Source organism: Gemmatimonas sp. (assembly GCF_027531815.1).
Classification (GTDB): domain Bacteria; phylum Gemmatimonadota; class Gemmatimonadetes; order Gemmatimonadales; family Gemmatimonadaceae; genus Gemmatimonas.
On sequence record NZ_JAPZSK010000006.1, the window covers coordinates 501,178 to 513,621 of the forward strand.

Below are 12,444 nucleotides of genomic sequence, written 5' to 3' on the forward strand. Positions count from 1 at the left end.
GGCGAGACGCGAGCGGTGCGTGGGAGCGTTGAGTCCGCAGGCAACGAGTTGAGCCCGGATCGCCGTGAGAATTGAGCGGCCTCGCGGTGAGAGTTGAGTACCTCAATTCTCGCTGCTGGAACCCTCAACTCTCACGGCGATCCGGGCTCGACGCTCCGCCTGCCGGCTCAACTCCCCGGCTCGTCTCTCAGATCGCAGCTCTCAGCTCTCAGCGTACCGGCACGAAGGGCGGGGCCACGGTCGGTCCCGGTCCCGGCTTCTCCTTGAGCAGGTTGTCGAAGCTTTCGATCTGCGTGGGGCCGAAGCTGGTGATCGTGACCTGCTGGCGGGTGGCATCATCGTGCAGCACGAGGCGGCCGTCGGTATAGCGCACGAGGCGGAAGGGCGCAGTCGCCCCAACACCGGCGGCCCGGCGGCTGCGGGTGAGCGCGCGCAGCGCCCCACGCAGGAAGCCGTTGCTGCCGGGCGCCAGCACCACCGCGACCTTGTTGGTCGTGGCGTCGATGACGGTGATGCCCTGATTGGGTGCATCCTCGAAACGCAGCGACCGTTCGATGAGGACGGTGGTGGGCACTTCGCGGAACGCGCCGAAGCCGAAGAAGCGGGCGGCAATGGCGAGAGCAAAGACGGTGGCGATGAGGAGCCCCGCCATTTGCAGCGCCGGCTTGGGCACGACGAGCGGTGGGGCGCCCCCTGGACGTTCTCCCGGTTCCGGCTCGAAGATGATGCCCGGCTGTTGCTGGTTCACGCTACACGCTCGCCGGCGAGGGCATGCCCAGTCCGCTGTTCATGCGCTCGGCGGGGCCACTGCGCTCCACCCGCGTGTCCGCGTCGGCCTCGGCGAAGTCGGCCACGGCGCGCGAGAGAATCTGCGCCACGCGCTGCGGCTCCTCGAGTCCGCGCAACACCGGCTCGGGGTGCGTGAAGCGGAAGACGCGGCAGTGCGGCCAGAGCGCGATGTACGCAATGCGGCTCCCCTTCTGCAGCGTCATGGTGACCTGCCCGGTGCCATCCTTGAAGGTGCCGACCCCGGCCGATTCGAGCAGCTTGAAGGGGATATTGATGGACATGGGGAAGGCCATGCCCACGCGCATCACCACGCGGTGGGTGGTGATGGCATACCACGACGTGGTGGCGACGGCGCGCGAGAGCCCGAGCGCCGCCAGCATCACGAACGCCGCCAGCGCCACGCGGACCACGGCGCTGGCCACGTACACCTCGCTCCCCGGCTCGTGCTCGGTGGAGATGGCCCAGAGGGCGAGCATCGCCGCGAAATACGCCGCCACGAGACGCCAGTGGAACACGTGCGTGGCCACCGACTTCATGGACGGCGCTCCCTCCCACAGCAACCGCTCGCCGTCGGGGAGCGGGTGCGGCACGCCACGAATGTATTGTGGCGCCGCTGGCGCCGTTGGCGTGCCGCCTTCCAACTGGCTCATAATCAGATGATCGGCTGCGAGCGTTCGGCGAACGCGTACATGTGACCACCGGCGTAGTACGCGCCGATACGATCTTCCTCGAGCAGCGTGATCTGGTCGTCACGCTTGGTGGCCGGCACGTTGGCGAACTGGGCGGCAGTGATCGACTTCACCAGCAGCTTGTCGTTGCCCCAGAGGCCGAGGTTGGGCCACTGTACGTATCCGACCGGCAACAGCACCCGCCGCTCGGCGTTGGCGAGCTGCACTTCGTAATACGAGACCTGCGGCTCCGAGCGGTTCACCCACAGGTCGATCACCGTGCCGGCCACCTGCTTGTCGGCGGCGATCACGGGAAGCCCGCGCGGATCGGGATCGCCCTTGGCCACCGAGTAGGTGGGATCGAGGCGCATCGGCACGATCTTGGGCGAACCATGATACGTGAGATCGGGTTCGTCGCGGCGATCAGTGGCCCACGCGGCCGGCCCGACCCCGTCGATCATCGGGTCACCCGTGGGCACGATGGGCGAGCCGTTGTAATTGTCGGCTGGTACGAACTTGACGTCGGACATCAGTGCGCGCCCTCGCTGTGATCGCGGTGGATGTAGGTCTTCTTCGCGCCGGGCTTCGGCCACCCTTCACGCGGCCCCTGCGGCGACTCGAGCGGATAGCCCTCGCGCTTGTCTTCGCGGCGGAGATAGATGATCAGGCCGAAGAAGAACAGCCAGAACGCATACAGCGCGATCTGGGCACCATCGATGTACTCCATCATGAGACGGCTCCGGTGCGGAGGGTTACCGATCAGGCCGGAATATCGGCGAGACCGAATGAACGACGGGAATTTACAGCATCCTGAACCGGCTCGCGCCGGAGCAGGGAGAACAACGGAATGAGCGTCGCCAGCAGCACGACGACTTCCGTGAGGTACACCATGGTATAGGGCGCGGCAGGACTCGTGATGCCGGCCCCCAGCGCCCCCCGGCTTACCAGGTGGGACAGCCAATCCTTGGCGATGCCGCTCACGGCGAAAGACAGGCCCTCCGCGGTGGCGAACACCGCCCCCCACGCGCCCAGCGCGATGCCGTGCTGCGACGCATCACGGATGTTCATGGCGTAGGACAGCGTCCCCACCCCGAACAACCCTTCCCCGAAACCGATCATCATGACGCCGACGCGGAAAAGAAACGCCGACTTGGCGAGGCTGGCGGCCGCAATGAGGGCAAACCCCAGAATGCCCACGATCGCCCCGTGCGACGCCAGCTTGATGGGATCGGTGTTGGCCCGCATGACGTTGGCCGACCAGGCGAAGGCAATGACCGCGCCGAAGGCCATGATGGCCGTGAGCGCCGTCGTTTCGGCCACGGTGAACTTGAGGATTTCCCCGCCGTACGGCTCGAGCAGCACGTCCTGCAGGTTGAAGGCAAAGAACCCGAGCCCCGACGCCAGCAGCAGGCGCACGGCCTGGCCCCCTTCGCTGAAGGTACGCCAGGCATCGCGGAACATCGGTCGCCGTTCCCCCTTCTGGTACTCCACGACCCCACGCACCCGCACTTCCTGCTTCCAGAGCGAGAAGGCGTTGCACACCACCGTGAAGACCGCCGTGCCCTGAATGACCTGGATGAGCGTGAACGGCGTGAAGTTCTGCAGCAGCCGTTCCAGCACCAGAGCGCTTACCAGCGTCCCCATGAGCATCATGAGGTACATGAGCGCAATGACGCGCGGCCGCTTGTCCTCGTCGACGATATCGGTGGCCAGCGCCAGCCCCGCCGTCTGCGTGGTGTGGGCACCGGCGCCGACAAGCAGAAAGGCCAGGCCGGTCCCGGCATAGGCCACCCACAGCGGGGCGCGGCCGCCCCCTTCCGACAGCACGAGCAGCGCGAAGGGCATGATGGCCAACCCGCCAAACTGCATCTGTGTGCCCAACCACAGATAGGGTACCCGCTTCCACCCCAGAATGCTCTTGTGCGTATCCGACTTGAAGCCGACCAGGGCACGGAAGGGCGCGACGAGCAGCGGAATGGCGAGCATGATCGCCACCAGCGACGCGGGCACCCCGAGTTCGAGGATCATCACGCGGTTGAGCGTGCCCACGAACAGCGTCTGCACCATGCCCACCGACAGCTGGAACAGCGACAGCCGCAGGAGGCGGGACAGCGGGACGTCGTTCGTGGCCACGTCGGCGAACGGCAGGTACTGGCTGCCCACGTTGCGCCAGACATTGACGATCCGATCGGATGCGGACGCCATCACGCCACTCCCGGTGTGCGCACCGACATCACCACACCGGCTGCATGCGCACGTCAGCCGGTAGCGGCTGACGATGCGGCGTGTGCAGGAACAGGCGCAGGAACGTCAGCCCGTTGGAGACCTTGAGAGCCGCCACCTTGAGTGTGGTGAACAGCCCGCTGCCCTCCGCCTCGGCCTTCCGCATGGCGTCGGTGTTGAGCCACATCTTGTGCATGAGCCCCCAGAACGCCTCGCTCTCGGTGTCGATGGTCTCGGGGAACACCTGCCGGCTGATGAGGTTCGTCAGGGCGATCACGCTGCGATCGTACTCGTCGACGTCGATACCCATGAAGTCGAAGAACGGCTTCCGGCTGTGGTCGCGCACATACATGGTGCAGAAGACGGCCAGCAGGAAGAAGCGGATCCACAGCTTGTTCACCCCTTCGAGGAACTGTGGATTCGAGCGCATGAGCACCGCGAACGCCTCCCCGTGGCGGAACTCGTCGAGGCACCAGTTCTCGAACCACTTGAAGATCGGATGGAACCGCTTGTCCGGCTGCTTCTCGAAGTTGCGATAAATGGTGACGTAGCGCGCGTAGCCGATCTTTTCCGACAGGTACGTGGCGTAGTAGATGAACTTGGGCTGGAAGTACGTGTACTTCTTGGACTTCGTGAGGAAACTCAGATCGACCGCCACGTTGAAATCGTTCAGCGTGTGGTTGATGAAGCCCGCGTGGCGCCCTTCGTCGCGGCTCATGAAGCCGAACAGTTCGCGCACGTCGGGGTTCTTGATGCGCTTCTTGATCTCGGCGTACAGGATGCACCCCGAGAACTCGGCCGTCACCGACGATGTGAGGAACTCGATGAACTGCTCACGCAGCGCCGGGTCCATGTCGGAGAAGTCCTGATCGAACTCGGCGTTGCGCTTGAAGTGATCCTTGTTGGGATCGCGCCGGAACTCCGCCAGAATCTCATCCCACATTTGCCGGTTCTCCGGCGTGATCGTGAGCGCGTCGATTTCGGCGAAGTTGGTGGTGTAGAAGCGCGGATTGAGGATGGCGTCCTGTTGGGCCGCCTTCGTCGTGTCGTTCACCGGCTTCATCGCGCGGACGGGTACGTCTGTCTCGGTGGAGTACATGTCTGATCAGCCTTCGAAGCCGACTTCGTAGAGTTCGTGAATTTCGGTGCCGCCGGTGAGCTTCACGATCTGGCGCTTGAGCCAGCTCGCGCGCTTCACTTCGGCGCTCGATTCGAACGTGGTGGTCGTGCCGAACGCGATCCGGTTGGGCGTGTTGCGTACCAGCACCTCGTCGCCGGGATCAACCTCCACCCCTTGCAGATCCACGTGGGCGTGGAAATGGTCGTGGGTCATCTCCAAGTCGACGGTACACGGCACCTCGCTCTTGCGCGACGCCGCATACCAGACCCCTCCCCCCACGGCGGCAGCCGCCACCAGCCCCCATGTCATCACGTCCATCCTGCGTCCTCCCGGTGCTTCGGCATGTGTCGGTCAGCCCCGCCGCGTGCCATGGGCACCCAGCGTGGCGTGTTGCAGATTGATCGCCATCGATCGGTAAAACCCGGACTCGATGAGTCTGGTGCCCACCATCCCCCAGCTGTCAAGGACCGGCTCCGCGGCAAGGGCCTTGCGGAAGGCGTTCTCGGACACCGGCACGATGGACGGGGAGCGGTCGGAGCGCGGAAAGAGCTTCCCCACGGCGCGCATCACCGAGAGCATGGGAGTGCGTGGCGCCACGGTGATGAGCATGCGCTCGTTCACCCGCGGGGCCAGCGTGGCCAGCGCCTTCACCATGTCCTCCAGCTCGTAGTGGATGATGGAATCCATGGCCACCACGTAATCGAAGGGCCCGAGCGACGGGTCGAGCATGTCCCCGGAGCGGAAATCGATGTCGTCGATTCCCATCTCCTCCGCCCGCTCCTGCGCGTGCTCCACGAGCGTGGGGGAGAGATCGATCGCCACCACCTCGGCCCCCCGTTGAGCCAGCTCGATCGATGCCGTCCCGGTACCGCAGCCGGCATCGAGCACCCGTTTGCCATGCAGGTCGGGAGGCAGCCACGCCAGCAGCGTGCTGCGCATGCGATCCCGACCGGCGCGCACCGTGGCGCGCACCCTGGACACCGGCGCATCAGAGGTGAGCGCCTTCCAGGCGTCGGCGGCGGTGCGGTCGAAATACTCCCCGATCCAGGCCCGCCGCTCGCGGTACGACACCGATGCGGCGTGCGAACCCCCAAGCGGCGTTCCCTCGAACGACGGACCTGGAGTCGGAGAATTGTTCACGGTCGGAGCCATCAGTCGAATCCCAAGAGGTCAAAGATTTCGCGATCCTTGAGCGGTGCCGCAGGGAGCGGCACCACATCCTCGAGCATCTTGCGCGCGAGCTCGAGGTACTCGTGCTGTACCTGCACCACGTCCTCGGTGGGCTCCATCTCGAAGATCGTGCACTTCTTGAGCCGGCTGCGACGAATGGCGTCCACGTCCTGAAAGTGCGCCATGGTCTTGAGGCCGACCGCGGCGTTGAAACGGTCGATCTCGTTCGTCTCGCGCGAGCGGTTCGCGACCACGCCGCCCAGTCGCACCTTGTAGTTCTTGGACTTCGCCTGAATGGCCGCAATGATGCGGTTCATGGCAAAGATCGAGTCGAAGTCGTTGGCCGTGACGATGAGGCAGTAGTGCGCGTGCTGGAGCGGTGCCGCAAAGCCGCCACACACCACGTCGCCCAGCACATCGAAGATCACCACGTCGGTGTCCTCGAGCAGGTGATGCTCCTTCAGCAGCTTCACCGTCTGGCCGGTCACGTACCCGCCGCAGCCCGTCCCCGCCGGCGGACCGCCGGCCTCGATGCACTGCACGCCGTTGAAGCCCTCGAACATGAAGTCTTCCGGCCGCAGCTCCTCCGCATGAAAGTCCACGCTTTCGAGCACGTCGATGACGGTGGGCACCATCTTCTTCGTGAGCGTGAACGTGCTGTCGTGCTTCGGGTCGCACCCGATCTGCAGTACGCGCTTGCCCAGCTTCGAGAACGCCGCCGACAGGTTGCTCGACGTGGTGCTCTTCCCGATGCCGCCCTTGCCATACACGGCAATGACGAGCGCTCCCTCGATCTTCTGGTTTTCGTCCAGGTGGACCTGCAGGGAGCCGTCGCCGTCACCGAGCGCGTCCACGATGGGGAGTTTCATTGTTGCCATGCTGCGTTACCCGTGGGGAGTGGGGGTGCTACAGGTTAAGCCGCGTACACACCTTCAAGACGGTCTTCCAGATCGGCGGCCGCATCCCGCAACGCCTCCAGCGTGGCGTCATCGGGCTGCCAGTACCCGCGGTCGTTCGCTTCCAGCAATCGCTGCGCAATGCCCAGCGCCGCATCCGGATTCGCATCGGCGATGCGCTTCCGCATCTCCTCGTCCAGCACGAAGGTCTTGCTGGCCTCCGCGTACACCCACTGCGGCACCGTCCCCTTGCCACCGGTCGCCGACCAGCCGAGGGTGGTGGTGAGATGCCCGGTGATGTTGCGGACGCCCTCGTAACCGTACTGAATCTGCGCCTCGTACCACTTGGGGTTGAGCATCTTGGTGCGCGATTCCAGCTCCACCTGTTCCTTGAGCGTGCGCACCTTGCCCTGCCCCTGTCCGTAGTCACCCACGTACACGGCGGGCGCCTTGCCGTCGTTCTGCTGGGCAATGACGCGCGTCATGCCGCCGAGCGACTCCACGTACTGGTCGATGTCGGTGGCGCCGAGGTCCACCGAATCGAGCCCCTGGAACGACAGCGTCGCCTTGCCGAGGGCCCGCTTCATGAGCGCCGGCTGCGATTGCGGCTTGCCATCGGGACCGTAGGCAAAGCCCTTGCGCTGCACGAACAGGTCAGCCAGTTCGTTCTCGTCCTGCCATTTGCCCGTCTCGATGAGCAGATTGACGTTCGATCCGTAGGCGCCGTCGGCATTGGAGAAGACGCGCAGCGAGGCCTGCTCCAGCGTGCAGCCGGTGTCGCGCATCGTCTCCAGCACATGCTTGCGGATGTAGTTGCTCGCGGGATCTTCCTCCGCCTTCGCGCACAGCAGCGACGCTTCGGCGAGCAGCTTCACCTGCAACGGCAGCAGGTCGCGGAAGATGCCGGACAGGGTGATGACCACATCCACGCGCGGCCGACCGAGGCTCTCGAGCGGCAGCAGGCGTGCCCCCGTGAGACGCCCCACGCTGTCGAAGCGCGGCACCACGCCCATCATCGCCATGACCTGCGCGAGCGGCGTGCCTTCGCTCTTCATGTTGTCGGTACCCCAGAGCACCACGGCGACCGTCTCGGGGAACTCCCCGGTTTCCTGCCGGTGCTTGACCAGCAGCTGCTCGGCGCGTCCCCGCCCTTCGAGCATGGCCGCGGCGCTGGGCACGCGATACGGGTCGAAACCGTAGATGTTGCGCCCCGACGGCAGCACCTGCGGATTGCGCAAGAGGTCACCGCCCGGCGCGGGCTCCACGTAGCGCACATCGAGCGCCCGCAGGACGCCGTCCACTTCGCGGTCTTCCCGCAGCGCCACATCGTAGCCGGCCAGCAGCTCGAGATGCTGGTCGAACTGCTTGTCGTTGGCGAGGCGCATGCCGCACGCCTTGGCTGCGGCGCGTCCGGCGTTCTGCGCGGCGCGAAGATCGCCCTGGTCCACGAGCGCCTGTACGGCGGCCCGCACGACCGCTTCCACGGCCGCGCCCTGCACATCGTCCGTGCGCTTGTCGCCGTGCCCCGCCAGCACCGTGTCCCCGATGCTCGGCAGCTCCACCTCGGGACGTCCGGAGCGCGCCATCTCGATGAGCATCTCGACGCGCGCCTCGGCCGTCATGGGCTCACCCACCACGTGCAGCCCCGTGGGGATGAGGCTGTACTCCAGCTCCAGCAGCCGTTCGCGGATCTCGGCGATGCGCGCGTCGGTTTCGTCGGGCGTCCACGCCGGTTCGGCCTTCGCGAGCTCCACCGCCGCCGCCTGCTGCTGCACGAGCGTGCGCAGCTGGTCGGCGTCTGCCGCCCGCCCGCTGTCCATCTGGCGCCAACGATCGAGGCTCGTCTTGAGATCGGCCAGACCACGATAGAGCCCGGCGTTGCTGACCGGCGGCGTGAGATACGACACCAGCGTGGCGTTGCCGCGGCGCTTGGCGAGCGTGCCTTCCGACGAGTTGTTGGAGGCGTACAGGTAGACGTTGGGCAGGTCGCCGATCAGGCGTTCCGGCCAGCAGGTGGCATCGAGTCCCGACTGCTTGCCGGGCATGAACTCGAGCGCGCCGTGCGTACCGAAATGCAGCACGGCATCAGCCTTGTAGTCTTCCTTGAGCCAACGATAGAACGCGCTGAAGGCGTGCGTGGGCGAGAAGCCGCCTTCGAACAGCAGACGCATCGGGTCGCCTTCCCAGCCGAAGCTGGGCTGCACCCCCACGAACACATGGCCGAACATGGCGCCCATCACCTGAATGCTCTGCCCATCGGCGAGCTGACGACCGGGCGCCGGGCCCCACGTCTTCTCGATTTCCTTGAGGTACTTCTCGCGCCGCACGTGATCGTCCACGGGAATGCGCGTGTGCACGTTGGCCGGCGCGCCGAACTGCTCGCGATTACCCTGCGTGATGCGTTCCCGCAGTTCATCGACGCTGCCGGGCAAGTCGACCGTATAGCCCCCTTCCTTCATTTCGGCGAGGACGCGCTGCAGCGACGGGAAGACGGCGAGATACGCCGCCGAGCCGGTGTTGCCGGCGTTGGGCGGGAAGTTGAACAGGATGATGGCCACCTTGCGCTCGCCCCGCGCCTTCCGGCGCAGCGTCACCAGGCGGCTCACGCGTTCCGCCACGCGTTCGATGCGCTCGGGGATAGGCTCCGAAGCGGCCGGCTTCCCTTCCACCGGCTGCCCCTTGCCCCCGTACACCGTGGGCACGATGGCCCCATCGAGTTCGGGAATGGCGATCTGCAGCGTGGCCTGCAGCGGGTTCAGCCCGCGCGCATCGCGCTGCCACTCCTCGATCGTCTGGAACTCGAGTGTCTGCAGGGTGAGGTACGGGACGTCGAGCTGCTTGAGCACCGCCTGCGCCGCGACCGAATCGTTGTACGCCGGTCCGCCCACCAGCGAGAAGCCGGTGAGGTTGATCATGGCATCGATGGTGGCGTGTCCGCGCGCATCCACGAAGTACTTGCTGATCGCGGGGCGCGCGTCGAGCGCCGACGAGAAGCCGGCCACCACCGTGAGCCCTCGCGCCTCGAGTGCGTTCACCACGGCCGCGTAATGCGCGACGTTGCCGGCCAGCAGATACGAACGGCCCACGAGGAGGCCGACCGTTCCGGTGGCGTGGGCGCGCTTGGGAAGCGCCGACAATTCCTCGGTGATGCCGCGATTGGGCAGCGCCGGATGCCAGAGCCCCACTTCGGGATACGTCACCGGCTGCGCCGGCTTGAGGGCGCCCTTGAACTTCGCCCGCGGGCCCGCGGCGTAGCGGTCGACCGCGTAGCGGATCATCTGTTCGATGTTCTCGTCGCTGCCGGCCAGCCAATACTGGATGAGCAACAGATACGCCCGCACATCCTGCGCCGTGCCCGGAATGAACTTGAGCAGGTTGGGAAGTGTACGCAGGGCGCTCATCTGCCGCTCGCCACTGCTCTTGCCGTCGCCTCGCGACCCGCGGAGCTTCTTGAGCAGCGAGATGGGGGAGAAGGGCGACCGGCTTTCGCCGCCGGACATGTCGAACTTGCCCAGCCGGGTGCACTTCACGAGTTCCGGGGTGCACAACGCGCAGAGCACCGCGTCGGCGTCGGCGCGACGCGCGAGCACCGCGGGGAGCACCTCATTGGCGTACTCCTCCTGAAACAGCTGCGTGCACACCACAATGTTGGCTTTCGCGATGTCCTGGCGCGCACGCTCGGCGGCCTTGGGATCGGTGCCGAAGTCGGCCGCGATGTGCATGGACACGTGCAATCCCGGGATGCTTGCGAGTCCCTGTTTGGCGCGGTCGAACGCGTCAGCCAGGTGAGCATCCAGCGTCGTGATGCAGACGCGCATTGCGGGAGTGCGGGTGTCAGCGGCCATAGAATGCCTTGGCGTCGTACAGGGTGTCCACGGTGATCTCGGCGATCCCGTGCTCGAGGGCATACCGTTCGGTGTTGCGGCGCGCCTTGCCGCGCACAAAGAACGGAATTTTCTTGAGTTCCGCCTCCGCCGGCGGCAGCCACTGCGTGCTGGTCACCGAGGCGGGCTGGGCGGATGACGGGGCGGGGGTTTCGCCCTCTTCTTCGGTGAGCCCCACGGCGCTTGCCGCCTCGGGCACCACGATCTCGTGGGTCCCGGTGGGGGTGGGGGTGGAGAAGGAGGTGGCCAACACATCGGCGGTTTCCCGCACCGGTGCCGTCGCCGCCACCGCCTTGGGCGCCGCGTGGTGCAGGTGCGACGGCGAGGTCCCGTCGCCGAATTCGAAGTCGTCGCGGAACATGTGCAGCAGATGTTCCTCGAGCCCCATCATGAGCGGATGCACCCACGTGTCGAAGATCACGTTGGCGCCTTCGAATCCCATCTGCGGCGAGTGCCGCGCCGGCACGTCCTGCACATGGATGGGGGCCGAGATCACGGCGCAGGGCACCCCGAGCCGCTTGGCGATGTGGCGCTCCATCTGCGTGCCGAGGACCAGTTCGGGCGCCAACTCGCTCACCCGCTGCTCCACGGCCAGGTAGTCATCGGAGATGAGCGCCTCAACGCCGATGCTGGCGGCATATTCGCGCACCGGCCGCGCGAATTCGCGCGAATAGGTACCGATGCCCACCACCTGGAAGCCGAGTTCGTCGCGCGCGATGCGCGCGGCTGCCAGCACGTGCGTGGCGTCGCCGAAAACGAAGACCCGCTTGCCGGTGAGGTACGTGCTGTCCACCGACCGTGAGTACCAGGGCAGCAGCGAGCGGCTCGCATCCACCTGCGCCGTGCCGGCGCGCTCGTGGTCGAGCAGCGGCTGCACGTCGAGGCCGGTGACCGTACCGACTTCCTGCACGAACTCGCGGGTGGCCAGCACGCCAATGGGGACCGTCTTCACCGTAGGCATGCGGAACGTTTTCTCGAGCCACCGCGCGGTGGTGTCGGCCACCTCGGGGTAGAGCACAATGTTGAAGTCCGCCTCGGGGATGCGCCGGATGTCGGCCACCGTGGCGTTGTGCGGCGCGCAGACGTGCACGTCCACGCCGAGGTCATGCAGCAACCGCGTGATTTCCCGGACGTCGTCGCGGTTACGGAACCCCAGCGCCGTGGCGCCCAGCAGATTGGCGCGCGGACGCCGGTTCTCCCGGCGCACCCCCTCCAGCACCGGCGCACGCGTGGTGCCCGGCGGCGGTGCCATCGGCTGCAGCAGGGCACGCACGAGATGGTAGAACGTCTCGCTGGCGCCCCAGTTTTCCTTCTTGCTGTAGGCCGGCAGTTCAAGCGGAACGACCGGCACCGGCAGCGACATCCCCTGCGCCAGCGAGCCCGGTTGATCCTGAATGAGTTCGGCCGTGCACGATTCGCCCACCAGGAGGGCATCGGGCTTGAACCGCTCATACGCCTCACGCACCGACGTCTTCACCAGCTCCGCCGTATCGCCACCCAGATCGCGCGCCTGGAACGTGGTGTAGGTGACCGGCGGGCGGCGATCACGCCGCTCGATCATCGTGAACAGCAGGTCCGCGTAGGTATCGCCCTGGGGGGCGTGCAACACATAGTGCACGCCTTTCATGGAGGTGGCGATGCGCATCGCCCCCACATGCGGCGGTCCTTCATATGTCCAGAGCGTCAGTTCCATG

Annotated in this window: 9 protein-coding genes and 1 pseudogene; all 10 read right to left on the minus strand. The window is 66.2% G+C overall.

From position 1 onward, the window contains the following. Positions 1 to 208 precede the first annotated feature (208 nt). The 10 genes and pseudogenes from puhC to bchB all read right to left on the minus strand — a co-directional run bounded on the left by puhC (position 209) and on the right by bchB (position 12,443). The gene (gene puhC / locus O9271_RS09685; protein WP_298268807.1) at positions 209 to 748 is read right to left on the minus strand and encodes a photosynthetic complex assembly protein PuhC; all 540 of its coding nucleotides are present in this window, start codon (positions 746 to 748) and stop codon (positions 209 to 211) included. A gap of 1 nt (position 749) precedes the next feature. Beyond that, on the minus strand, positions 750 to 1,439 hold the full coding sequence (gene puhB / locus O9271_RS09690; protein WP_298268809.1) for a photosynthetic complex putative assembly protein PuhB: 690 nt from the start codon (positions 1,437 to 1,439) through the stop codon (positions 750 to 752). A gap of 2 nt (positions 1,440 to 1,441) precedes the next feature. Next, positions 1,442 to 2,187 (minus strand): annotated as a pseudogene (gene puhA / locus O9271_RS09695) (photosynthetic reaction center subunit H). A gap of 29 nt (positions 2,188 to 2,216) precedes the next feature. After that, complete coding sequence (locus tag O9271_RS09700; protein ID WP_298268811.1) at positions 2,217 to 3,662, minus strand: BCD family MFS transporter; 1,446 nt, start codon at positions 3,660 to 3,662, stop codon at positions 2,217 to 2,219. A gap of 28 nt (positions 3,663 to 3,690) precedes the next feature. Continuing rightward, on the minus strand, positions 3,691 to 4,743 hold the full coding sequence (acsF, locus tag O9271_RS09705) for a magnesium-protoporphyrin IX monomethyl ester (oxidative) cyclase (protein ID WP_343213893.1): 1,053 nt from the start codon (positions 4,741 to 4,743) through the stop codon (positions 3,691 to 3,693). A 42-nt stretch (positions 4,744 to 4,785) separates the two neighbouring features. Then, positions 4,786 to 5,118, minus strand: a complete 333-nt coding sequence (locus tag O9271_RS09710) for a hypothetical protein (protein ID WP_298268817.1) — start codon at positions 5,116 to 5,118, stop codon at positions 4,786 to 4,788. A 33-nt stretch (positions 5,119 to 5,151) separates the two neighbouring features. Continuing rightward, entirely contained in the window at positions 5,152 to 5,952 is an 801-nt protein-coding gene (gene bchM, locus O9271_RS09715; protein ID WP_298268820.1) for a magnesium protoporphyrin IX methyltransferase, read from the minus strand. Further along, positions 5,952 to 6,839 (minus strand): ferredoxin:protochlorophyllide reductase (ATP-dependent) iron-sulfur ATP-binding protein, encoded by an 888-nt coding sequence (gene bchL / locus O9271_RS09720; protein WP_298268823.1) that lies wholly within the window; start codon positions 6,837 to 6,839, stop codon positions 5,952 to 5,954. Before bchL ends, bchM begins: the two co-directional genes overlap by 1 nt. A gap of 44 nt (positions 6,840 to 6,883) precedes the next feature. Then, positions 6,884 to 10,774, minus strand: coding sequence for a magnesium chelatase subunit H (gene bchH / locus O9271_RS09725; RefSeq protein WP_343213883.1), 3,891 nt, complete (start codon positions 10,772 to 10,774; stop codon positions 6,884 to 6,886). Beyond that, positions 10,701 to 12,443, minus strand: coding sequence for a ferredoxin:protochlorophyllide reductase (ATP-dependent) subunit B (gene bchB, locus O9271_RS09730; RefSeq protein WP_298268828.1), 1,743 nt, complete (start codon positions 12,441 to 12,443; stop codon positions 10,701 to 10,703). The genes bchH and bchB overlap by 74 nt, the downstream gene beginning before the upstream one ends. Between the last annotated feature and the right edge of the window lies 1 nt (position 12,444).

Bases quoted from the DNA above. Each gene is read 5' to 3' on its own strand.
- puhB (WP_298268809.1), bottom strand. From the start codon at position 1,439: ATGAGCCAGTTGGAAGGCGGCACGCCAACGGCGCCAGCGGCGCCACAA.
- O9271_RS09700 (WP_298268811.1), bottom strand. From the start codon at position 3,662: ATGGCGTCCGCATCCGATCGGATCGTCAATGTCTGGCGCAACGTGGGC.
- acsF (WP_343213893.1), bottom strand. From the start codon at position 4,743: ATGAAGCCGGTGAACGACACGACGAAGGCGGCCCAACAGGACGCCATC.
- O9271_RS09710 (WP_298268817.1), bottom strand. From the start codon at position 5,118: ATGGACGTGATGACATGGGGGCTGGTGGCGGCTGCCGCCGTGGGGGGA.
- bchM (WP_298268820.1), bottom strand. From the start codon at position 5,952: ATGGCTCCGACCGTGAACAATTCTCCGACTCCAGGTCCGTCGTTCGAG.
- bchL (WP_298268823.1), bottom strand. From the start codon at position 6,839: ATGAAACTCCCCATCGTGGACGCGCTCGGTGACGGCGACGGCTCCCTG.
- bchH (WP_343213883.1), bottom strand. From the start codon at position 10,774: ATGCCCTCGAGCACGGGATCGCCGAGATCACCGTGGACACCCTGTACG.
- bchB (WP_298268828.1), bottom strand. From the start codon at position 12,443: ATGGAACTGACGCTCTGGACATATGAAGGACCGCCGCATGTGGGGGCG.